This is a genomic window from Arachnia sp., assembly GCF_057238465.1.
In genome coordinates this window covers 18,370-41,336 of sequence record NZ_DBHHFZ010000015.1, presented here as the reverse complement: position 1 = coordinate 41,336, position 22,967 = coordinate 18,370, and the positions used below count along the sequence as shown (strand labels likewise).

Annotated in this window: 15 protein-coding genes and 1 riboswitch; of the genes, 5 read left to right on the top strand and 10 right to left on the bottom strand. The window is 68.4% G+C overall.

Annotated elements, in window-relative coordinates:
- On the top strand, positions 1–918 hold the full coding sequence (locus tag ACO6D6_RS13640) for a cation diffusion facilitator family transporter (protein WP_484785792.1): 918 nt from the start codon (positions 1–3) through the stop codon (positions 916–918).
- A 102-nt stretch (positions 919–1,020) separates the two neighbouring features.
- Here the strand turns inward: ACO6D6_RS13640 and ACO6D6_RS13635 are convergent, their stop codons facing one another.
- The 3 genes from ACO6D6_RS13635 to ACO6D6_RS13625 are packed head-to-tail and all read right to left on the bottom strand — an operon-like array spanning position 1,021 to position 7,541.
- Positions 1,021–1,899, bottom strand: a complete 879-nt coding sequence (locus ACO6D6_RS13635; protein ID WP_484785791.1) for a pyruvate, water dikinase regulatory protein — start codon at positions 1,897–1,899, stop codon at positions 1,021–1,023.
- Positions 1,900–1,945: 46 nt separating this feature from the next.
- Positions 1,946–5,632 carry a murein biosynthesis integral membrane protein MurJ gene (murJ, locus tag ACO6D6_RS13630; protein ID WP_484785790.1) on the bottom strand — a complete coding sequence of 1,229 codons (3,687 nt, stop codon included), beginning with the start codon at positions 5,630–5,632 and terminating at the stop codon, positions 1,946–1,948.
- The gene (locus tag ACO6D6_RS13625) at positions 5,622–7,541 is read right to left on the bottom strand and encodes a DUF6049 family protein (protein ID WP_484785820.1); all 1,920 of its coding nucleotides are present in this window, start codon (positions 7,539–7,541) and stop codon (positions 5,622–5,624) included. Before ACO6D6_RS13625 ends, murJ begins: the two co-directional genes overlap by 11 nt.
- Positions 7,542–7,626: 85 nt before the next feature.
- Positions 7,627–7,729: riboswitch (TPP riboswitch) on the top strand.
- A gap of 68 nt (positions 7,730–7,797) precedes the next feature.
- Here ACO6D6_RS13625 and ACO6D6_RS13620 point away from each other — a divergent pair.
- On the top strand, positions 7,798–8,433 hold the full coding sequence (locus ACO6D6_RS13620) for an ECF transporter S component (protein WP_484785789.1): 636 nt from the start codon (positions 7,798–7,800) through the stop codon (positions 8,431–8,433).
- Positions 8,426–10,639 carry an ATP-binding cassette domain-containing protein gene (locus tag ACO6D6_RS13615; protein WP_484785788.1) on the top strand — a complete coding sequence of 738 codons (2,214 nt, stop codon included), beginning with the start codon at positions 8,426–8,428 and terminating at the stop codon, positions 10,637–10,639. Before ACO6D6_RS13620 ends, ACO6D6_RS13615 begins: the two co-directional genes overlap by 8 nt.
- 15 nt (positions 10,640–10,654) lie before the next feature.
- Here ACO6D6_RS13615 and ACO6D6_RS13610 read toward each other — a convergent pair whose 3' ends face one another.
- The 7 genes from ACO6D6_RS13610 to ACO6D6_RS13580 form a co-directional block, all read right to left on the bottom strand.
- Complete coding sequence (locus ACO6D6_RS13610) at positions 10,655–13,255, bottom strand: LysM peptidoglycan-binding domain-containing protein (protein ID WP_484785787.1); 2,601 nt, start codon at positions 13,253–13,255, stop codon at positions 10,655–10,657.
- Between the two features lie 35 nt (positions 13,256–13,290).
- Entirely contained in the window at positions 13,291–13,470 is a 180-nt protein-coding gene (locus ACO6D6_RS13605; RefSeq protein ID WP_484785786.1) for a hypothetical protein, read from the bottom strand.
- A gap of 83 nt (positions 13,471–13,553) precedes the next feature.
- Entirely contained in the window at positions 13,554–14,438 is an 885-nt protein-coding gene (locus ACO6D6_RS13600) for a type II secretion system F family protein (protein WP_484785785.1), read from the bottom strand.
- 1 nt (position 14,439) lies between these two features.
- Positions 14,440–15,291, bottom strand: a complete 852-nt coding sequence (locus tag ACO6D6_RS13595; protein ID WP_484785784.1) for a type II secretion system F family protein — start codon at positions 15,289–15,291, stop codon at positions 14,440–14,442.
- Positions 15,279–16,679, bottom strand: coding sequence for a TadA family conjugal transfer-associated ATPase (locus ACO6D6_RS13590; protein WP_484785819.1), 1,401 nt, complete (start codon positions 16,677–16,679; stop codon positions 15,279–15,281). The genes ACO6D6_RS13595 and ACO6D6_RS13590 overlap by 13 nt, the downstream gene beginning before the upstream one ends.
- A 26-nt stretch (positions 16,680–16,705) precedes the next feature.
- Positions 16,706–17,509 carry a hypothetical protein gene (locus ACO6D6_RS13585; protein WP_484785783.1) on the bottom strand — a complete coding sequence of 268 codons (804 nt, stop codon included), beginning with the start codon at positions 17,507–17,509 and terminating at the stop codon, positions 16,706–16,708.
- Positions 17,509–18,114: an SAF domain-containing protein gene (locus tag ACO6D6_RS13580; protein WP_484785782.1), complete on the bottom strand. Its 606-nt coding sequence runs from the start codon at positions 18,112–18,114 to the stop codon at positions 17,509–17,511. The genes ACO6D6_RS13585 and ACO6D6_RS13580 overlap by 1 nt, the downstream gene beginning before the upstream one ends.
- Positions 18,115–18,425: 311 nt before the next feature.
- Here ACO6D6_RS13580 and ptsP point away from each other — a divergent pair, with 311 nt between their 5' ends.
- A complete protein-coding gene (gene ptsP / locus ACO6D6_RS13575; RefSeq protein ID WP_484785781.1) occupies positions 18,426–21,011 on the top strand; it encodes a phosphoenolpyruvate--protein phosphotransferase in 2,586 nt (861 codons plus the stop codon).
- A 9-nt stretch (positions 21,012–21,020) separates the two neighbouring features.
- Positions 21,021–22,874 (top strand): PTS transporter subunit EIIC, encoded by a 1,854-nt coding sequence (locus tag ACO6D6_RS13570; RefSeq protein ID WP_484785780.1) that lies wholly within the window; start codon positions 21,021–21,023, stop codon positions 22,872–22,874.
- Positions 22,875–22,967 lie beyond the last annotated feature (93 nt).

The window sequence follows — 22,967 nt, the reverse complement described above, 5'->3', positions numbered from 1 at the left end:
GTGTCGCCAAATGCTCAACATTCCTCCGGGGTTCCTGACCTGAGCCGCTACGGCTGGCTGGCCGTGGCGACGGCCCTCGCCACCATCCTGCTGAAAGCGGGGGCCTGGTTGGTCACCGGATCCGTGGGGCTGCTGGCCGATGCCGCCGAATCCCTGGTCAACCTGGCCGCCGCCATCGTGGCGCTGATCGTGCTGAAGGTGGCGGCCAGACCTGCCGACGCCAACCACAATTTCGGTCACACCAAGGCCGAGTACTTCTCGGCGGCCGTGGAGGGCGTGATGATCTTCGTCGCCGCGATCTCCATCGTCGTCCTCGCGATCCAACGGCTGTTCGTCCCGCAGCCCCTCGAATCGCTGGGGATCGGCCTGGTGATCTCCGTGGCCGCATCCATCCTCAACGGTGTCGTTGCGTCGGTGATGATCAGGGCCGGGAAACGCCACCGCTCCATCACACTCAGGGCCGACGGCAAACACCTGATGACCGATGTGTGGACCTCGGTCGGTGTGCTGGTGGGGATCGCGCTGGTCTGGGTGAGCGGCTGGGGATGGCTCGACCCCGTGATCGCCATCGCGGTGGGCGTCAACATCCTGTTCACCGGCTACGGCCTGCTGAAGGAATCGACCGAGGGGCTGATGGATGTGTCCCTACCGGAAGAGGACAACGAACGACTGCGGGCAATCCTGACCAGCAGGGCCGGGGCCGGGGTTGCCTTCCACCAGATGCGCACCCGGGTCTCCGGGGCCCGGCAGTTCATGGACTTCCACCTGCTCGTCCCGGACGACTGGAGCGTCAAACAGGGCCACGATTTCCTGGAGGACCTCTCCGAGGAGATCGTCGCCGAGTTCCCGCGGATGAACGTCACCGGACACATCGAACCCATCAACGATCCCCGCAGCTACGCCCACGAGGGCATCTGAGCGAACCATCCCACACCACTCCGTGCACCGGCCGAGGGCAGGCACCCCGGCGCGATGATCGGGCCGGGGCCTTGGATCGGGGCGGTTGGTTCTGCGTTTCTATCAGGGGGTGATGCGCAGCTGTCCCGCCGGCTGGCGGAGACAGGAACCCGCCCTCCGGGCACGTTCGTCGACGATGTCGATGATCCGAGCCGCGGCCTCCTCCAGGGCGAGCCCCGTGGTGTCGATGATCGGCGCCCCCAGCCGCTTCTGAACGGCACCCACCTCGTCCAGTTCGTCGAGGATCCGTCCCAGATCCGCGTAGCCGTCCCGGGTGCCGAAACCACCCAACCCCTGTACGCGGCGCGACCGGATCTGCAGCAACCGCTCGGGGTCTATCGTCAACCCGACGATGCGCCAGCGCTCGATCCCGAACAGCTCCTCGGGTGGCCGGATACCGGGCACCAGGGGAACGTTGACCGTTTTGTAGCCCAGATATCCCAGGTAGATCGACAGGGGGGTCTTGCCGGAACGCGACGCCCCGATCAGGCAGATGTCGCACTCCCGGAGCGCAGCAGGTATGGCCCCGTCATCGTTGCGGATAGCGAACTCCATCGCGGAGATCCTCACGAAATAGTCGGCCTCCACACCCACGGGACGCATGGGAACCTCGTCGGCGGCGTGACCGGAGATCTGCTCCAGAGCGACCAGGGCGTCGCCCATCAGGTCGGTGTAGGGGATCGCGAGATCCTTGCAGGCGTTGATGACCAGGCTCCGCCGCTCGGCGTTCACCAGGGTGAAGAACACGGCGATCCGCTGGTTGGCCCGCTCCCTCAGGGTGCCCAGCGCCTTCATCATGGCATCCAGTTTTCCCAGCCGGGGGTGCCTGATGATCTCGAAGTGCGCATCCGGGAACTGGGCGCGGGCGGCCCGGGCCAGCCGCACCGCGGTCTCCCCGGTCGAGTCGGCCAGCACGTGGATCTCCAGGTTGCCGTCGGTCATGGGCAAACCGTAGCGGACCGGCCAGGGGTCGCGCCCGCGACGCCCCTCACCCCTGTTTGACGACGATCTCGTTCACGGTCCCCATGTAACGGCCCGAGGAGACCTCCGGCAGCTTGGTGAGGTAGACCAGCACGTAACGGCTGGTGACCTCCTCGGAGGGTTCCAGGACGGCCTGCTCCGAGGTGTCCTCGGCCGTGGCCACCGTCCTCCACTGGGCCTGGCGGTCCATGGGGGCCCTGTCGGTGGCCTCCTTCTCCGGGACCCGCAGCTCGACGGTCTCACCGGCCGCGGCGAAGGTCACCTCGACCTTCCCGAGCTTGACGGGTTTTCCGAGGTCGAGCACCAGGCCGACGCCCGGTTTCTCCCCACCCATCTTGGGATTGCCCCGGTACTGCATGGTTGACCAGCCCGTGCCGGGGTCGCCGTCAATGGCGTTTTTCACCTGGTCCGGGTGCTCATCGCCGCTGCCGTTGTCGGCCCGTGGATCGAAATCGGTGATGATGGCCACGGGAATGACGGTGCCGGCCTCCGGGGCCTCCTGCGACTCGCTGGTCGTTGGGGTGGATGAGCTGGAACCGGGGGCCTCGGGTCTCGGGCCGATGCTGTTGATCGCGACCACGATCAGGGAGATCACCAAAGTGGCGACCGCCGCCACCAGCACGACCCAGAGCAGGGGCCTGCCCTCGTAGGTGCTCTTGGCAGACTTGACGTCCTCCACGGCGCTGGTCTCCACGACCCGTTGGCTGGGTTGCCGGACCACCGCCGGCTGTACCTGCGTCGCGGTGGAGTCGAGGACCATGGGGGGCGGCATCGATTCCAGCGGGGTGGGTCGCAGGTGGACCGGGATGGGGTTCTGCGGCTGCCTGACCCGGGCCTCCAGGTCGGGGGAGGCGTCCGCCGTCCCCAGCACCGATGCGAGCGCCGAGGCCAGTTGGGAGGCGGTCGTGATCCGGCTCTCCGATGCCGCCGTCTGCCGGGCCAGGGCCGCCGCGCAGATGCGGTCCAGGGCCGGGGAGACCCCGGGGGTCACGGAACTCATCGGGGCGATCTCGCCGCCGACGACCGGGGCTGCGGGAAGATCCCGGGTCTCCCCACCCGGCCAGCGCAGCACCAGCATCGCGTACAGCAGACTGGCGAGTCCCCGCACGTCGGCGGCCTCGCGGTCGCTCCACTTCACCGACGAGTTCGGGTGGAAACCGGCCTCGACCCCGAAACCGACCAGCTTCACGGCCCCGAGGGTCGTGATCACCACGTTGTCGGGGGTCAGCTGTTCATGGAACAGTCCTTGGCCGTGCAGCGAGGTGAGGGCATCCGCCAACTCCCGGACCACCCACGCGGCCTCCAGGGCGCTGAGCGGGCCGTGTTTCAGCAGATTGGTCAGGGAGCTGCCGTGCGCGTACTCGCAGACGATGTAGCCACCCAGCCCGCGCGGGTCGTTTTCCAGGTTGACCGCGTCCAGCACCCGCAGGAAACGGGAATCGGTGGCTATCGCACCCTTCCGGGCCGCCTGCAGCAGATCCGTGGTGCACGGGCTGTCCTCGGGGATGACATGCGCTATGACGTCGCGGGAGAGCACCAGGTCATGGGCGCGCCAGGTTTCGATGCCGTCCCGGACCATGATCAACTCATCGATGCGGAACCGCGTGGAGAGCAGGTCGCCGGTGCTCATCAGCCGCCGCCCCGCGGTCAGCTCATCGGCCCCCGAGAACATCGAGGGTTCATCCGGGCCCACGATCTGGGCCTGCATGCTCGCGGTGTCCGGAGATGTGGGGGAGGTGGATGGCGGGGTGTCCCGCACGGCAGGGCTGACCCGGGTCTCCAGCATGTCGTCGGTGGATTCCGGGGCGAGGTTGCCCACCAGGCTCGGTAGTTCGAGGGCCGCCGCCATGGATTCCTCCGGAATGCGGGCGGCGTTCCAACCGTTGAAGGTGCCGTCGGCGATGATCGTGTGCAGGCCAGTTGGCATGAGGTCGTCCACCAGGGCGGCCGCGGTGGCGGGTTCCGCGCCGATGGTGGGGATCTGCGGGAGCGACGGCTCCTTCCCGGGCTCCTCGTCCCCCGCGGGCCCGGATGCCTTGCCACGCCCGAGACGGGAACGGATCATGTCGCCGAGACTGGCGAGCTCCCGGACCTTCAGCACCTTTCCCACCGCCAGGAAACTGGCCCCGATGATGCAGCCCCCCAGACACAGGGCCAGCAGCGGGCCGACAATCCCACCGGGGAGCGCATCCAGGATCAGGCTGGACAGGAACCACGCCACCAGGGCACCGATGCCCGCTCCGATGCCCAGGCGGGCGACGTGCATCAGGAGATCCCGGCCGTTCAGGTGGGGTATCTTCCGTTTGAGCTGGCGCCAGCTGAGCTGGACCCCCACCAGGTAGGCGAGGGAATAGGACACGGCGAGCGCCGTTGCGGTCAGGTCGGGGTTGTTCACCAGGTACACCAGCAGCAACGCGCCCCCGGCGTTCACGCCACCTATCACGAGCTGCAGCCGGAACGGGGTGCGGGTGTCCTCCAGCGCGTAGAAGGTGCGCAGGCAGATGAACTGCACGGTGAACGGCACCGTGCCCAGGGCGAAGGCCCCCAGCGCCCAGGCGATCAGGTTGGCGTCGCGGCTGCCCTGGCCATGGCCGAACAACAGGATCGCCATCGGCTCGGAGAGCGCCAGGAACACCATCGAGGCCGGTACCAGAGCCATCAACGACAGTCGTGTGGTCTTGCGCGCCTCGGCCGCGACACCTTCGAGGTCCCCCGCCGCGGCCAGCCGGGAGGCGTTGGGCAGCATGGCGGTGGCCAGCGAGACCGTGATCAGGGAGTGCGGCATCATCCAGATCAGGCTGGCGTTGCCGTAGACGTTGGAGCCGCCGCCGGTTCCGGCGGCCGTCGCCGAGGTGGCCAGGCGGTTCACCAGCATCAGCACGGCCTGGTTGATGAGCACGAAACCCAGGGTCCACTTCGCCAGCTGGAAGGTCTTGCCCAGCCCCACTCCCCGAAGGTCGAAACGCGGCCTGAACCGGAACCCCACCTTCTTCACGAACGGGACCAACACCAATGCCTGGGCGGCGATCCCGATCGTGGAGCCGATTCCCAGCAGCAGTATCTGCTCGGTGGTGAACGCGCCTGAATGGTCGCCGCCGGCGCCCCAGATCACCAGGTAGAAACCCAGCACGATGATGGAGATGATGTTGTTGGCGATCGGCGCCCACATCATGGGGCCGAACTGGTCCCGGGCGTTGAGCACCTGCCCCAGCATCGTGTAGACACCGTAGAAGAAGATCTGGGGGAGGGTGCAGTAGGTCAACGCCACCATGGAGGCGTACTGGCTCTCCAGGTCCGGGGCACGCCAGGAATCCGACGAGTAGAGGAACGTGATCAGCGGGGCGGCCAGGGTCAGGAGCACGGTCACCACGCTGATGGCCAGCATGAACGCGGTCATGATCCGGTTCGTGAACGCCTCGCCGCCGTCCTCGTCGTGACGAATGGCGCGCACGATCTGCGGTACCAGAACGGTGTTGACGGCACCGCCCACGAACAGGATGTACATGCCGTTGGAGATCGTGCTGGCCAGCGACAGGATGTCGGCCTGCCTGGTGCCGTTGCCCAGGATGAAGGCCACCAGCATCGTCCGCAGGATCCCGAGGCCCCGGGAAACCAGCGTTCCCGCCGCCATCAGGGCGCTCGCGGAAAGCAATTTGCGGCTGCTGCTCACACCGCCATCGGCACTACTGCTCACGACTCTCCCTGGCTCGTTCCCTCTGCACCGCCCTGATACGCAGGAATGTGCCTCCGACCACTACTGCACCCGAGATGACGATGATGATCCAGCCGACTCGCCCGAGGCCGGTTGCCGTGATCTCCACCGGCACCACCGAACCGAACGCGGTTCCCTGTTCCGTCGTCAGCTGGGCACGCACGATCACGACCCCGTTGGATGTGGTTGACGGGGAGACGCTGACCGTCCGGTGCTCGCCGGGGCCGAGGGTGACCAGCTCGGAGGGCGCGACCCGGATCCGGTTGGGGGAGTCGCTGACGAACTGCACCCGCACCTTCACGGTGATGGGAAGCGGATTGTTGATCGTCACGGGGAAGTTGTTGGTGTCGGAGCCCATCACGAACTGGCTGGCGGCGCTCAACCGGATCATGGACGGGGCCAGTTTCTCGCTCGGGGTGGCGCCGACGAATTCCATGGCTTCCTGTTCGGAACGGAAGGCACTGTTGAAGGCGCGCGTGGCGGTGGCCGCATTCAGCGCGGTGCGGTCGGTTCCCGTCAGTTCCTCCAGGAGCTGGGTGGAGTCGAATATGCCCTGCACCTGGGAACGCAGCCCGGGCCACGGGGTGATCTGCTCCGTCGGGGTTCCGTAGCGCGCCTGGTCGCTGGGTTCGGGGAGGGGAGCGATGGTTTCGGCGCCTGCCAGGAGGTCCGCGCGGCTGATGTTCGCGACCTCGCGGACCATGTGGATCGGCGGCGAACCGCCCAGCAGTTCCTCGGCCAACCGGCGCCCGGAGATCTGCGCATCTGTGAGGGTGCTTCCGGGGCCGATACCGGGCAGGTCAGTGGAGGACACCCGCAGGGCGTGGGCCCTGACGCTGTGGTTCGTGGTGGTTATCTCCCCGCTGGAGGTGAAGTTGTTCCCGAAAACCTTCCGGAAACCGTGGAGGGCCAGCGTCAACGTCAGGTCCTGGGAGTCGTTCCCGCCCAGATCCGCGGCCAGGGGGGCGTCGGCTATGGCGCCCAGATCCGCGGCCTTCAAGGCGGTTTCGGACCACCCCAGGGCGGCCTCGAAACTTTTCAGGTCCCCGGCGGCGTGCAGCCGCGCCAGGTCGGGGTTCCCGAACGGCAACCGCATCACCCGGCCCGTGCTGATCAGGTCGTTGATTCGTTTCACGAAGTTGCTCGCGGCCTCGCTCGGGGGGGCCGCCTGACCGGCGACGGTGTGTTCCCCGGCCAGCGCCTGGGCCTCGACCAGCAGGGATGGATCCAGTAGGGTGTAGACCCCCGGTTTCTCGGCGGCCGCCAACAAATCGGACAATTCCCCCACGAGCCTGGATTCGAGGGAGTTGTCCTGGAAGTCGGTGCCGTCGAGCAGGGTCGGCCGGGTGGCGAGTTTCACGACGGTTGAGACCTGCAGCGGTTTCTTGGCGGCGACGGCGAACACCCTGCCGCGGCCCACCGTCACGGGATCCCGCCTGGTGGAGTTGGAGCGGACCTGGACGCCGAGCATGTGGACGGAGTCCGTCTTCGATGCCAGGGCGAGTTCCCCGATGGTCGCGGTCACCGTGAATTTCACCGATGCGCCGGGGGTCAGATCACCCAGTTCCTGATAGTTCTCCTTGGAGTTCGTGACCCGTTTCCCCGGAGGCTGTGAGGGTTCGGATGTGAGCGCCTGCACGAGTTCGTCGTGTTCCGTGATCGCTCTGGTCGAGCGCCAGAAGTGGACGCTGGCGTTTTCCACGGCCTGATCGGTGTTGTTGCGTACCGTGCCGGTCATGGTGATGCGCTGATCCGGCTGTGACTGGTCCAGCAGCTGCGGGGAGAGCGACTCGATGTTCACATCGAGGTTTCCATCCGCCCGGGAGGGGGTCGCGACGAAGCCGACGGCCACGGCTGCCAGCAGCAGCATCCAGGTCACCAGCCTTCTCATCACCGGGCCATCGTAATAGGAGGTCCCGCCCAATCGGGAGGTTGTGGCCGAGATGCATCGACGAACCGCAGTCGGTAATGTTCATCGAACACGACAGGGGAGCGCAGCTGCGCTGAGAGTGCGGGCAACCGCAGACCCTCGAACCTGAACCGGCTAGCACCGGCGTAGGGAGTCGGGAATCTCCGGTCGCGGCTGGCGTGCCCGCCGCGACCTCCCTGAGGAAACCGGAACAACCCGGAAAACCACAGGAGTTGACATGACTGGAACCGCCAGGACGATGAGGACACAGCTGGCGGCGGGAGGACCCGCCGCTTGGCGTTCCGTGGATCTCGTGACCGTTGCCATTCTCGGCGTGGCGTTGGGTGTCGCGTTCTGGGGCTGGGACCTGCTGCTGTATCCCGCGGTGTCCGCGGCGCTCAACACGGTCTTCCCGCCCCTGTCGAGCCTGACCCTCGGGGTGTGGGTGCTGCCGGCGGTCGTGGGCGGGCTCGTGGCGCGCCGCCCCGGAGCGGCCCTGCTCTGCGAGATCGTGGCCGCCACCGTCGAGGCGTTGCTGGGAAACCAGTGGGGGCTGAACGTGATGATCTCAGGAGCGCTGCAGGCACTGGGGGTCGAGATCATCCTCGCGGTTTTCCTGTGGCGGGGATTCCGCGTCTGGGTGGCGATGCTGGCCGGTACGCTCTCCGCCGTTCTTGAACTGTGCTGCTGGGAATGGTGGGTCTACCAGGGCGAATACACCTTCGGCATGAAGCTGGTGGCCCTCGGATGTGCCGTCGGTTCCTGCATCGCGATCTCCGGTCTCGGGGGCTGGCTCCTGGTCAGGGCGATGGCCGCGACCGGGGCGTTGAACGCCTTCCCCGCGGGCCGGGAACACCTGATCCGGCGTGGCTGAGCGGGGCCAGCTGCGGGCGGTCGCGCTGACCTGGCAGCCCCTGGGGGCCGATCACCCGCTCCTGAACGGTGTGGATCTCGAGATCGGGGCGGGGGAGAGGGTTCTGCTGGCCGGGGTCAGCGGGGCGGGGAAATCCACCCTGCTGCGGGCCTTCGCCGGGGTGTTGGAGGATCACACCCCGGGGGAGCTCACGGGTGAGGTGACTGTTGGGGGGCTTCCGGCGGCCGCGGGTCGCGGCGACATCGGCCTGGTGGGACAGCAGCCCTTCGATTCGGTCGTCGCCGAGACCGTGGGGCGTGACGTCGCCTTCGGGCCGGAGAACCTCGGCCTGCCGGTCGCGGAGATCCACGGACGGGTCGCCGAAACACTGGAACTGGTTGATTTTCCCTTTCGCCCCGGACATCCGACGGCGGCGCTGTCGGGTGGGCAGGCCCAGCGACTGGCGCTGGCGGGGGCACTGGCCATGAAACCCGGTGTGCTCCTCCTCGATGAACCGGGGGCGATGCTCGACGCCCCCTCGGCCGCCCGGCTGCGGGAGGCGGTCAACGACGTGGTCACCCGCACCGGCGCCACCCTGGTCGTCGCCGATCACGACATCGCAGGCTGGGAAGGGATCGTGGAACGGCTGGTGGTGATCGACTCGGGACGCGTTCTCGCCGACGGTCCCTTCGGGGAGGTTCTGGGGACCATGGGCGCCCGCCTCCTCGAACTGGGGCTCTGGGTTCCGGGGGCACCCGACCCGGAACCCGTCGCCGTCGACCTCGGAGGGAACACGTCCCGGGAAACGGGGGATGCCATGGCCCGGGCCCGGGGAATCACGGTTGACCGGAGGCCACCGCTGACTCTGAGGAGCACCCGGGAGGACGAGCCGCGGCGGGTGCTGCACGACGTCGATGCGGAGCTGCGGCAAGGAGAACTGGTGGTTCTCAACGGCGACAGCGGAGCGGGTAAGTCCACCCTGCTGGCCGCGCTCCTGGGAACGCTGCCCGTGGCCTCGGGAGAGGTGAGGATCGGCGGTGACGATCCGGCGTGCCTCACCTCGCGGCAGCTCGCGTCGAGAGCGGGCTGGGTCCCGCAGTTCGCGGAGGGCCTGGCGGTGGGGGACACCGTGCTGTCCTCCCTGACCGCCACCGCCCTGGCCCTGGGACAGCCACGAGATGACGCGGAGGACCGGGCCCGGCGGCTCCTGGCGGCGGTGGGACTCGACGGCATGGAGGATCGCCATCCGTTGAGCCTGTCGGGCGGGGAACAGCGACGCCTGGCCGTCGTCTCCTCGGTGCTCCACGCACCCGGGGTCCTCCTGGCTGACGAACCCACCGTGGGGCTGGACCGGGTGACCTGGGCCGCGGTGACGGGTGTCCTGCTCTCGGCCCGGGAAGCCGGCACCGGGGTGCTGGTCGCCACCCACGACGCCGCGTTGACGCGCCTCGCGAACCGACGGATTCACCTGCCCTCGCCGCCCAGGGACGGGGAGGAACGCTCCCCTGGGACCCGGGAAGGACCAGAACCCGGGAGGCCGCTGGAAAGGACCGGGCCGCTGTCCCTGCTGCTCGGGGCGGTCATCCTCACCGCATCAGGGGTCATGGCCGGGGGGTTGCTGCCCCTGACGATCGGGGTGGCCGTCCTGGTGGTCACGGGAATGGTGCTGCTGCGGTTCCGGTTCCCGCCCGGGCGGCTGGTGGCCCCCGGCATCGCCATCGCATCCATCGCCTGGTCCAACTGGTTGCTCTCCGATCCCCGCGCCGTCGAACCCGCGCTGGTGGCCGCCCTGCGGGTGGCGTTCATCGTGCTGCCCGGTGTGGTGGCCGCATCGTTCCTGGAACCCACGGCCCTCGGGGATCACCTCGGGAGGCTGCTGCGGATGCCGTCTCGTCCCGTCCTGGCGGTGGTCGCGGCTCTCCGCCGGCTCGACGGGTTCGCGGAACTGTGGCAGGAGATCTCGCGGGCACGGCGGGTCCGTGGTGTCGGTCCGGGCCGTTCCCCGGTCAGCAAGGCGCGCGAGTGGGGGGCGCTGTGTCTCGCGCTGCTGGTGGAGTCGGTCAGGCAGGCCGGGAGGTTGACGATCGCCATGGACTCGCGAGGCTACTCGGCCCCGGGCCCCAGAACCTGGCTCGGGGAGGCCGTGTGGGGCCGCAGGGACACCGGGCTGGTGGTGATCGCCGCATCGCTGGCCGTCATGCCCCACCTGCTCGGAGCACTGATCTGACCCCTCCCGGGGCGGTCATCCGACGCTGGATCGTTCCCGGCGGGGTCCCTGACGGCAGGCCTGGAGGGCCCCTTGGATCATGCGCACCGAATCCGGTTCGAGGTCCCGCCCCGAGGCGCGTGCCGACCGCGTGAGCTGCAACACCTGCCGGTCCACCTCGGCCCGGTCGCCGCGCTGGGCGAGCGATCGGATCCGCCTCACCACCAGGGGTTCCACTTCCCCTGCGGCGCGGATTCCCTGGGAGATGGCCCAGTCGGCCAGCCCGTGTTCCCAGCGGGCCGTGCAACGATCCGCCAGCACCGCAGCGGCATCGACGATCATGCTCACCATGTCGCTGCGCATCTGCTCCGCCCAGCTCCACTGGAACTCGAAACTCCCCAGCGGGGTTCCCCGGACCAACGCCAGCGCCTCCGCCAGCAGCGATTCGCTGGCCCGGTTGACCCCACCCGCGAGCAGCGACTGGAACTTCTCCCAGTCACTCGAGACGGAGGCGGCGAGCCGGATGTGCCCGGAGTAGGCGTCGGGCAGGTGTTCCCCCTCCGGGCCACGGCCCAGCCAGCCGCGCAGCCTGGACATGTTGGAGCGCCTGGTGCTCTCGGCGACCATCAGCGACTCCCGCATCTGGGTGGGGGTCGCTCCGGGATTGGAGAGCAGCCATGCGCAGCATTCGAGGCAGCGCCCGGCGGCCCGGGCAGGTCGCGGCCCGTCGCAGGCCACCAGGTCCACCTCCCCCAGGAGAAGCAGCGTCGGGGAATGAGGTTCGGCGGCCATGGGTGGATCCTTGACGGGGCCGCTGCCGGGCAGCGGGTTTTCATCGGGGGGAAGGGGATCGTCGCGCCACCAGGGGGCGGGCTCCGAGTCCGGTGCGATCGAGGAGGCGAACAATTCGACCAGCGCATGGCGGGCCGGTCCCGGGATGAGCTGCGGCTCGAACTCCTCCCCGGAGTCCAGTGACGCGGCCCGCGTGTCCCGCAACTCCAGGCGACTTCCCGGAGCGGGGGGATGTTGCCGGGTCGGGGCCATCACGCTGACCCCGACCCGGCCGAGTTCGAGAGCCCGGGTGACGCGGACCACCTGCTGGGTGTTGAGGGAATCGCAGAAGATGAACACTGTGGGGGCGAACCCGGTGGCCCGGTCCGGATCCGAACGCGCGGCCGTGAGCGGGTCCGAACCGAGCGCCACGCGGCGACCGGCGCAGAGCCGCTCCAGCTGCGCCAGTGCCTCATCGGTGGACGGGAGAACCGTGAGACGGGGATCGTCGACGGCCTCCGCCCAGGTTTCCCGCGGATGGGCCGCGACCACGTCGACCTCGGACGACCACGGCGCACACAGCAGGCTGGTCCAGGCGCCGGCCGCCATTCCCAGGACCTCCGGTTGGGGCCCGGAGAGCCACAGGCAGCGGCTCTCCTCCAGGGTGATCCAGACCTCCTCCTCCCCGCGCCAGCCCAGCAGGACGCAGGTGGGGGACAGGTCGGCGGGACCGACGGTCCCAGGCTGTGTGCCGCGCCGCCCCAGGGCAGTCCAGAAACGTTCCAGCGGGGCTGGGACGGGAAGGGAACGCCGCCCGAGGGGACGGGCGTGCAGGGCGTTCCTGCGGCGCAGCGACAGACCTGTGATGACCCCCGCCGCCAACAGCCCCCCGATCGGCCCGAGGTAGCGGGACAGGTCGGGGTGCTCCGCCACGGAAGGGGCCCCGGCATCAGGTCCGGGATTCCCGGCCGGGGACGGGGAGAGCGAGGGGATGGATGTTGTATCCGGTGAGGGCATGGGCACGGGAACTGGTTCCGGGGTGGGGGCTGGTTCGACGGTGGCGGGTGGCTGGGCGGGATGCGGCTGTGCGTCCGGGGTGGCCACGTCCGCCCCGGGCAGGGTGAGCACCCAACCGGTGTCGATCTCATCGGGATCGGAGATCCGGTCCCGGTTGGCCTCGTGAAGCTCGGGCCAGCGTTCGGGATCCCCGAGATGCTGCTCCGCCAGGCGCCAGAGGGAATCCCCCCGCTCGACCCTCACCGTCATGGGCAACCGGAGGATCGTTCCCGGGGGAGGTGGATGGTCGATGTCGATCCCCGGGTTCGCGGCCACCAGCTGGCGCCATCTCTCCCCGGCACCGAGCTCGCGCGCCGCGATGTCCCACAGCTCGTCGCCCGGCTGCACCTCGTACTCCCGCCACCCGGAGAGTTCCTGCTGGGTGGTGCCGGGGGGCGTCACGGGGTCCTCGGGTCGGATCTCGGCCGGGGCCGTGATCGCCGCCGGCGCACTGGATGGGGACGGGGAGGCGTTCGCGGTCAACAGCGGGGACATGGCGGCCGCCACCAGCAGTGCTACGGCGGGACGGAGCCAGCCCGTGCCCGGCACACGGAACCGGATCCGGCCCCGCGAGACGGTGTGCAACAGCTCACCTGCGGTGGTCAGGGCGAGCATCGCCCAGGCCAGCCAGCCCGCCAGCGAAAGCACTCCCAGCGTGACCCGGCCATCATCGGGACGCAGGAGCACGTTTCTCCAGTCGACCGCCATCAGGTCGGCCGGCCGGCCCCAGCAGAGCAGCAGCCAGGGTACGCCCAGCAGCAGGGCGACGAGCAGTAGGGCGGCGGCGATGGCCGTTGCGACTCGTCTCACGCTGGGATTCCTTCCTGAGGGTTCGGTGTTTGGATTCACTGGGGAAGGTTCGCCTCCACGAATTTCCTGATCACGCTGACCACGAGCAGTGCGATGGCCACGGCCCCCGCCAGGAGAATGGCGTTCTCCGTGGACTGTGACAGCCCGCGTTCGTCCCGTCGGGGCGGGAACAACAGGTTCAGTTGCTGCTGGAGGAGGATCAACAGGGGGGACATGGTTCCTTCTTCCCTTTCTGGTTTCACTTTGGGCGGTGGAGCATCGTGAACTCCGTTTTCCACAGGTTTTCTCATGCCGGTTCTCAAAGGCCGACGAGGATGAACAGCGGCGGGATGATGAAACCCAGGCCGAGAATCAACGCGGGCAGGGTCATCCAGATCGTCAGGGCCTCGGTGTCGGCCTGGGCCCGTGAGCGTTGCTTCGCCAGATGCCCCTCCCGGAGTTCCCGGACCCTGGCCAGCAGGGTCTCGGCAAGTGCCGCCCCCTGCTCCTCGAGGCGCATGATGTCGGCGAAATCACCCAGCTCCGGTATGTCCCAGTCATCCGCGATCCGGTGCAGTTCCCGCCACGGGGTGGTCTGCTCCAGCCGGCACCGTTCAAGACCGGCCGCCATGCGGCGGAACAGCGGCGCGTCGGAAATGGTTGCCGCCTGGGTGACGGCCTGGGTGGCGGAGGCATTGGCCAGACGCTCCAGGGCGACGAGGTCGAAGAAAGTGTGAACCGCCTCGGAGGTGCTCCTGCGCACCTGCCGGGATGCCCTGGACAGCTTCAGGTCCGCCAGGAAATAGCCGCAGACTCCCAGGACCGGGCCCAGGAGCAGGGGTGTCGGAGTCGTGGGGTTCCCCAGGATCAGCTGCATGACGAGCCAGATCGCGGGGGCGAGCAATCCCGTCACGGAAAGCACCAGCTTCTCCGCGAAGAAGTCGGCGACGCTCCTTCCCGACAACATGAGAAGCCGTTGCTGGTTGTGTGTGATCGGCAACCGGAGGGTGCCGTGCAGCCACTCGCCGGCCGCATCCAGGCCTCGCCGCTCCGGACGCGTCTCCCGCACCTCGGGAACGACCCCGTCCAGGGCGGCGAGGGCATCGGCCAGGCGGATGGGGGCTCGCAGGGCGCCGATGACGACCAGGAGGACACCGGCTCCGGTCACCATCCCCGCCACCATGAGAGGCCCCAGGATTCCCATCTCAGTTCCCCCTCAGGAAACGGGCGGCCGGTTTCGGGAGGGTCCTGCGACGCAGTATCAGCAGCGACCCCATGTAGAGGACGACCAACACCAGTGCCAGGAACTGCCCGGTGGATGTCCCGTAGGGGGCGAAATAGTCCGGGGACAGCCACCCGACCACGACGAGGATCGCGAACGTGATGCCCACGACCTGCCGCACGACGGCCCGGGGTTTGGCCCGTTCCGCCGCGATCTCACGCAGGGCGCGCAACCGCAGCTGGGTGTTCTCCGCCAGTGCGGCGAGCATGGCCCGGGCGCCGATCCCGCCCCGCGAGGAAGCGATCGCCAGGGCCGCCAGCACCCCGTCGGCGTCGGAGGAGTCGAGCTCGTCGGCCATCGCGATCAGGGCGTCCCGGGTGCTCCAACCCAGGTCGAGTCGCGCGACGACCCGGGCCACGGGGGTGGTCAGTACCGGGGGAACCTGTCCCCGGGTGGCGATGATCGCGTCCCGGATCGATTTCCCGGTCGCTATCGAGGGCCCGAGGAAACGCAACCAGCGGTCCAGGGCGGCGAGGATCTCGACCTCCGGGTTCGGTGGTTCGCCAAGCAGATGGGGGATCCCGAGCAGCACCAGCGGAACCAGGACCACCGCCGCCAGCCAGCCGGTCCAGACCCCGGCCACGAGACCGGCACTCACGCAGAGAACCACCCAGAGCCGGCGTCGCGCACCCATGGCCCGCCAGCGGGTCACCACCCTCGCCGACCACGGTTTGGAAGTCGGGGCATCCGGTACCTGGCGCATCAGCCCCGCCGCCATCAGAATCACCCCCGCGACCAGCATGGCCCCGCTTCCTGCGGCGATCAGCGGTCCCATGACGCCCCCCGGAAAGCCGAGAGCTCGGCCGACATCGTGGCCTCCGGCTGGAACAGCGGATCCGGGTCGGAGCGGTAGACGAGGTGGGTGCTGGGGCGGTTGTTCTCGACGGCCCCGGTCAGCTGCCGCACCTCGCTGACGAAACGCCGCCTGAGACCGCCGCGCCAGGTGTCGTCGCGCAGGGTCACATGGACGATGAAATTGATGTTGTGGGCGATCTGCCGCATCGCCTCCTCGATGCTCAGCACCCCGCCCAGCGCGACGCGGGCCGCCAGGCGGTCGATGGTGGATGCGGCGGAATGCGAGTGGGTGGTCGACAGGGTGCCGGCGCCCGCCTGCATCGCCTCGAACATCGCCCCCGCCTCGGCGCCCCGGACCTCCCCGACCACCAGCCGGGACAGGTTCTGCCGCAGCGCCTCGGGAATGAGATCCGCCACGGTCCACTCCCCGACGTGCCGGTCACCCTGCTGCTCCCCGAGACCCACCTTCGCCTGGAGGGCCAGCACGTTGCGCCGCCCGGGTTGCAGATGGGTCAGCAACTCGTAGTCGGTCTCCAGGGTCCCGAACCGTTCATTCGGCGGGATCTCCGCTATCAGGGCACGCAGCAGGGTGGTCTTCCCCGCCCCCTGGTCCCCGGAGATCACTATCGACTTGCGGGCCAGCACGGCCTGGGAGAGGAGCCGGGCCACGGGAAGGGGCAGCATGCCGTCGTCGACCAGTTCCTTCAACGTCACCGAGGTCAGTGTGTGCTGGCGGATGATGACGGAAGGCCGGTGGCTCAGACCGAACCCGATGGCGTGCAGCCGGAAACGGCTGCCGAGCGCCAGGGTCATCGTCGGGTGGGCGTCGTCGAAGGGGCGTGGGGGATTGGCGGTCTCCCCGAGGAACCGGACGGCCTCGATCAGTTCCTCATCGGAGTCCGCCACGGGGGGATGGGGTTCCCGGTGCCCGTCGCCGTACTGGATCATCACCGAGTCCCAGCCGGTGATCTCGATGTTCTCGGCCTCCGGGATGCTCAGGACCGGACTCAGCCGTCCGTAGCCGAAGATGGCCTGCGCCACGGCCTCCGCGTAACCGGTTTCCAGTTCCATGGGCCACAGCGCCGCACCCTCGTTGCTGAGGCGTTCGGCGTGGGCGTGCACCACGGCGCGGATGATCGCCCTGCCCTGGGCCCTCCGGTCCTCCTCGGGCATCACCGTGCCGTGTTCGGTCAGCCAGCGTTCGCTGGCCTGGCCGATCTGTTCGGCGGCCTGCCTGCGAAGCGACACCACGAGCTGCCAGTCGACATCGGAGCTCGGTTGGCACTCCTCCTCCTCGAGGAACCGGTGACGAGGTGCTGCACGGGGATGCCAGTCGGAGGTGGCGAGGGCGGCGAAGGCCCCAGACAGGCTGGGAGGTTTCGATGCGTCGCTGGTCACAAGGCGCCCCCTTGGAGTAGTTCACGTCTGAGGGCCCTGGCGCGTGCGAGTCTTTGTGTGAGGTGCAGTGCCGCCACCCGGTACGAGCCGAGGAGCGGCGAGTTGTTGAACCTCCTGGGCGGTGTCAGGCCGTGGCTCAGCACCCCGGCGGGCCGCGGGTCCCAAGGAATCCGGGCCCAGCAGTCGATCCCGAACTGGGCGGTGATCTCGTGCGCCGAGTAGGGACGATCCGGGCCCACGAGCATCAATCCCAGCGGGCGATCCGCCGGGAGGGAGCTGACCTGTTCCACCAGCAGGGGCAGGTACAGACGCGACGCGGCCAAGGATTTCAGGTTGCTCTGAAGCACGAAACCGATGGCGTCCGCGATTTCCAGCAGCGCGATGGGCAGGCCGTCGCGGCCCAGCCTTCCGGCGTCCACGATGACGTCGATTCCCCGGGATCCCAGATCCGCGAAAGCCTCCGCGAGTTCCGGCCAGATGTGATCGAACAGCCGTACCGCCCCCGGCTGGGCGAAACCGGGGAGGAAACGCCGGCTGATGGTTTCCCCCTCGGTCAGGGCAATGGTCTGCCGGGCCAGTTCCGGTCCGATGTCCCGGGTCTCGCGGTGCAGGCGGGCCAGGGTGGCCAGCCCCCTGCCTCCGAGGTCGAGGCCGCGGAGGTAACCGGCGGGGATGGCTTGCGCCGGGTCGCGGTCGCAGTCGGAGAGCATCACGTCGCCGGGCCAGCATAGGGTGAGACCCAGGGCGGTCGTGGTGATGCCGGGGGCTCCCGGCCCGCCCGTCAGTACTGTCACCGACATCAGGACTCCTGAAGGACGAACAGGGCCACCTGATCCGCTGCGGCGCGGGTGGCCATGAGAGGGGCCTTGTCCGCCGGAAGGCTGATGTCCAGCAGCCAGGTTGCCCCGTCGGGCAGTTTCTCGGGTAGGGCCGCGACCACGGCCTCGGTCATCGGGACTCCATCCTTGAGATCGACCAGCTGGATCCTCTGACCCGGTGCCAGCGGGGCGTTGGGCATCTTCCCGGGACCGAGTTTCAGCCCCATCGTGACGTTTCCCTCGGGAAACGACCTGGCCGCCACGTGCCGCTTGGCGGGGAAACTGCCCGCCGGCAGGTCGAACAGGGCCCGTTTCCCGATCAGGTCTTCCATCTCTCGCGGTTCGATGCCCTCCCACTGGTTTCCCGGAAGCTCACGCACGGTCAGATCGGAGGAGCGGATCTCCTGGCCGCGGGTCACGTCGTTCGCCATCGCCACGGCCTGCCGGTGGCCGGTCGCGCTCGTGTACAAGGCGGTGGCTCCCAGCGCTCCCAGCACGATGAGGAGCACACCCAGGGCGATCAGGCGCGGGCTTCGTCGCGCGCGCAACTGGACTCCCTCGGGTCGGGTGGCGGAGGGTTCGGTCACGTCGTTGTCCCTTTCGTTGTGCCGGAAGACGTAGGGACAGCCGGTCCCAATACAGGAGCTCCCGGGGAACGGCAAATTTCTCCACGCCTTCGCGTTGCCTGAAGTTAACTGGCCTCGGGAGGCGGGCGTGTTGAGTTAACCAAAAATTAACCTCCATCTCCTGTGGGCGGGGGTTATCCGCCGAATCGCCAAATCCCGGCGAATCGAGGAATTGGTGTTCCACTCGGGGCTGAACCCAACTAGGCTGCTGGAGACACTGGGAGCAGGTGCGAATCCGAGTGACACCTCCCCTCCGGAAAGGAAGTGCCGTTGTGAGTTCAGAGTCGACCGCGCGGGTGAGCCTCAGGGCGCCGTTGACCGGCGTCATGGTTCCCATCGAGGACGTGCCGGATCCGGTCTTCGCAAGGAAAATGGTCGGGGACGGGTTCTCCATGGATCCCCTGGAGGGGCGGCTGACATCGCCGGTCCCCGGGGAAGTGGTGGATCTCCAACCTTCCCGCCATGCCGTAACCGTGCGCAGCGCCGAGGGACTCGAGATCCTGATGCACATAGGTCTTGACACCGTCAGGTTGGGGGGCGACGGTTTCCGCACCCACGTCTCCGAGGGGCAGCGGGTGAGCGCCGGTGACCTGCTGATCGATTTCGACCTTGACGACGTCGGCCGCAAGGCCAAGTCGCTGCTGACCCAGGTGGTGGTCACCAACACCGAACTGCTCTCCACCATCACCCCGGTCACGGGCCTGCTCAGCGCCGGAATCGACGAGGCCGCCGTGGTCGAACTCAAACCGCAGGAGGAAGCCACCCAGGAATCGGGAGCCGCCGTCGATGCCGCATCGGACGCCCTCGTGGTGCCGAACCCGACCGGACTCCACGCCCGCCCCACCGCCACGCTCGTGGCCCTCGCGAAGCAGTACCGCTCCGACATCCAGTTGCGCCGCGGCGACGACTCCGCCAACGCCAAGTCCATCGTCGCGATCATGAGCCTCGCCGTCGCCTGCGGTGAGAAGGTCGTTGTCACCGCGCACGGAACCGACGCGAAGGAAGCCGTCGCCGCGATCTCCCAGGGCATTCGGGATGGCCTCGGGGAGGACTGCCCGACCCTGCCCAGCGGTGGCGTCGTCGGCACGGAGGACACCACCCCGATGCCCACCATCTCGGAGCCGGTGGCCGAGACCGCCGGGCCGCGGTCGGGCGACTGGAACCTGCTGCTCGGTGCCTCCGCGTCCCCGGGGCTCGGCATCGGTCGCGTGGTGCAGCTCCGCCACGAGGACATCGTGGTGGAGGAATTTGCCGAGGACCGGCACAAGGAGCGGCGCAAGCTGAACTCCGCCATCGACCGTGCCCTGCTGGACCTGTCCGCCCTGCAGAAACGGATGTCCGAGGAGGCCTCCGAGGAGAAGGCCGCGATCTTCGCGGCCCACCAGGAGATCCTGGGCGACCCCGAGCTGCTCGACCTGGCGGCCTCCGCCATCGACAAGGGCAAATCGGCGGCATTCGCCTGGCGCGGCGCCTTCAACGCCTTCGCGGACCAGCTCGCCGCGTTGAAGAACGAGATCCTCGCGGGCCGCGCCAACGACGTGCGCGACGTCGGGCAGCGGGTGCTCGAGGAACTCACCGGTCAGCGTTCCGAGAAGGGTGAGCTGCCCGAGAACACCATCCTCGTCGCCGAGGAACTCACCCCCTCCGACACCGCGCAGCTGGACCGCAGCCGTGTGGTAGGTTTCGCGACCACCGGGGGCGGCGCATCCTCCCACGTGGCGATCATCGCCCGCTCCCTCGACATCCCCGCCGTCGCGGGCATCGAGGCCAGGGCCCTCGACATCGCCGACGACACCCTCGTGGTGCTCGACGGCTCGAAGGGCACCCTGCGCATGGGGGTCACCGACGAGGAGGTGGCCCGGCTGCGGGAACGGCAGGCCCGGATGGCCGAACGCAAGGCCGTCGAGGAGGCCGCCAAGGACGAACCCGCCGTCACCACCGACGGCCACCGGGTCACCGTGGTTGCCAACATCGGTGGTGTCGACGATGCCGTCGCGTCCATGGACAAGGGAGCGGAGGGTGTCGGCCTGCTGCGCAGCGAGTTCGTTTTCATGGGACGTTCCACCGCCCCCACCGAGGCGGAGCAGACCCAGATCTACACCGACTGTGCGAAGGCCCTGAAACCGGGGCAACCCCTGGTGATCCGGACCCTCGATGTCGGCGGCGACAAACCACTGGCGTACTTGCCCATCCCCGCTGAGGAGAACCCCTTCCTCGGTGTGCGCGGCATCAGGGTCGGCCTGGAACGGCCCGAGGTGCTCCGCACCCAGATCCGCGCCATCCTGGCGTCCGCGGACGCCGGCGCCAAGCTGCACGTGATGTTCCCCATGATCGCCACCATCGACGACTGGCGCAGGGCCAAGCAGATCTTCGACGAGGAACGCTCCAAGGTGGCCGCGTGGGACCGGGTGAGCCTCGGGATCATGATGGAGGTTCCCTCCGTGGCGGTCATGGCCAGGCAGTTCGCGGCCGAGGACGGCTGTGACTTCTTCAGCGTCGGCACCAACGACCTGACCAGCTACACCCTCGCCATGGACCGGGGACATCCCAAACTTGCCAGCCAGGTCGACCCCTGCAACCCGGCCGTGCTGGCCCTCATCGGGCAGGCCGCCAAGGCCCTCCACGAACGCGGGAAATGGCTGGGGGTGTGCGGCGGTATCGCCTCCGATCCGCAGGCGGTGCCGGTCCTCGTCGGCCTCGGGGTCGACGAGCTGAGTTGCTCCATCCCCGCGATCCCCTCGGTCAAGGCGGCCGTGCGCGCCTACGACCTGTCCACCTGTCGCGCGTTGGCGGAGAAGGCCGTCAACTGCGCCACCCCCGCCGAGGTCCGGGCCCTGGTTCCCGTCGACGAATTCTGAGAGGCCAACATGAGTACTGCATCCGAGATCGTGGCCGCCCTCGGCGGACCCGAGAACATCCAGTCCCTGACCCACTGCGCCACACGGCTGCGTTTTGAACTGGTCGACGCCTCCGGGATCGAAACGGGGACGGTCGAATCCATCAAGGGCGTCATGGGGGCGGTTCCCCAGTCGGGAGATCGCTACCAGGTCATCATCGGCGGCGCCGTTGCCACCGTGTTCAACGAGATCAACGCTCTTCCCGAGATGAGCTCCCGCAAACCCATGAGCGATGCGGACGTCAAGGCGGCGGCCCGGTCCAAGGCGCGGGGCAAGGTGGCCTGGCTCGACAACTTCTTCGAGTACCTGTCGGACAGCTTCCGTCCGCTGCTCGGTGTGCTGCTCGGGGCGTCGCTGATCCTCGCCTTCGCGGCCGTGCTGGACGCCTTCGGGGTTTTCGACTTCCAGTCCGAGACCAAGGCCGCCCCGTGGGTTTTCCTCGACGCGATGTGGCGTGGCGTGTTCTACTTCCTGCCCATCGCGGTGGCCTACAACGCATCGAAGAAGCTCGATGTGGACCCGTGGCTCGGCGGGGTCATCATGGGTGCTTTGATGACCCCCAACTTCATCAGCCTCGGCAGCAAGGCCTACACCGAGACCTCGCAGGGCAGCGGCCTCTTCGCGGAGGCACTGAAGTTCGCCGAGACCACCTGCGTGAAGCACCCGGTCCTGGGAACCGAGTCCTGCACCGTGAACATCTTCGGGCTGCCGTTGCAGCTCAACGACTACGGTGGCCAGGTCTTCGTGCCGTTGATCATGGCCGCCGTGCTGGCCTTGGTGTACCGCTTCTGGAAACGGGTCTTCCCGGAGAACGTCCAGATGGTTTTCGTCCCGTTCTTCTCCATGATCATCATGATCCCGCTCACCGCCTTCCTGCTCGGCCCCATCGGTATCTGGGCCGGCTCCGGCATCGGTAGCGGCCTGTCCTGGCTGAACGGAAACGCTCCCATCGTCTTCGCCATCCTGATCCCGATGATCTACCCGTTCCTCGTGCCGCTCGGGCTCCACTGGCCGCTGAACGCCCTGATGCTGCTCAACCTCACGCCCCCCGATCGAGGCGGTCTTGGCTACGACTTCATCCAGGGCCCCATGGGTGTGTGGAACTTCGCCTGCTTCGGCGCGACCGCCGCCGTGCTGGTGCTTGCCTTCCGCGACAAGGACGCCACGATGAAGCAGACCGCATCCGGTGCTCTCATCGCGGGCCTGTTCGGCGGTATCTCCGAACCCAGCCTCTACGGCATCCACCTGCGCTTCAAGCGCATCTATCCGCGCATGCTGATCGGTTGTTTCGTGGGTGGCGTCACGATCGGTCTGCTGAGCACCTTCTTCACGGAGGGAGACATCAGGGGTGTCACCACCGGCGCCTTCGCGTTCACATCGCTGCTGACCATCCCGGTGTTCAACCCGATGTGGATCTACGCCATCTCCGTGGTGGTTTCCTTCACCGTTGCCATGCTCGCGGTCCTGATCTCCGACTACCGCACCCCCGAGGAGAAGGCCGCAGCGCGTCGCGCCGCCGAGCCCGCGGAGGCCGCGGTCGAACCGCGCGTGATCGTCGTCGGTGATGTCGAGACCAACCAGGCCAAGCAGTGGGTCGCCGCACTTGGCGGGGAGGACAACGTGCGTTCCGTCGAGGCCATCGCCGAGACCCGGGTGCGGGTCGAGATCGCCGATGACTCCAAGGTCGATGTCGACGCCCTGAAACGGGCCGGGCTGGCCGCCGCGGTCAAGGTCGGCGACGGGGTCTGGCACCTCGTGGCCGGCCTGGAAGCGGCCCAGTACGCGGAGGGAATGCGCCGGCGGGTGGCTGCCGCCGTGAGCTGACTCCTCCTTCCTGCGAGGCCCCCGGAAAGCCCCGGGGGCCTCGTGCTGTTCCGGGGATCGGTTCCCCGGGCGTCCTGGCGATACCGGCGGGGG

Coding starts and splice junctions, on each gene's coding strand:
- ACO6D6_RS13635 (WP_484785791.1), bottom strand. CDS start 1,899: ATGACCGACGGCAACCTGGAGATCCACGTGCTGGCCGACTCGACCGGG.
- ACO6D6_RS13625 (WP_484785820.1), bottom strand. CDS start 7,541: ATGAGAAGGCTGGTGACCTGGATGCTGCTGCTGGCAGCCGTGGCCGTC.
- ACO6D6_RS13620 (WP_484785789.1), top strand. CDS start 7,798: ATGACTGGAACCGCCAGGACGATGAGGACACAGCTGGCGGCGGGAGGA.
- ACO6D6_RS13605 (WP_484785786.1), bottom strand. CDS start 13,470: ATGTCCCCCCTGTTGATCCTCCTCCAGCAGCAACTGAACCTGTTGTTC.
- ACO6D6_RS13600 (WP_484785785.1), bottom strand. CDS start 14,438: ATGGGAATCCTGGGGCCTCTCATGGTGGCGGGGATGGTGACCGGAGCC.
- ACO6D6_RS13595 (WP_484785784.1), bottom strand. CDS start 15,291: ATGGGACCGCTGATCGCCGCAGGAAGCGGGGCCATGCTGGTCGCGGGG.
- ACO6D6_RS13585 (WP_484785783.1), bottom strand. CDS start 17,509: ATGTCGGTGACAGTACTGACGGGCGGGCCGGGAGCCCCCGGCATCACC.
- ACO6D6_RS13570 (WP_484785780.1), top strand. CDS start 21,021: ATGAGTACTGCATCCGAGATCGTGGCCGCCCTCGGCGGACCCGAGAAC.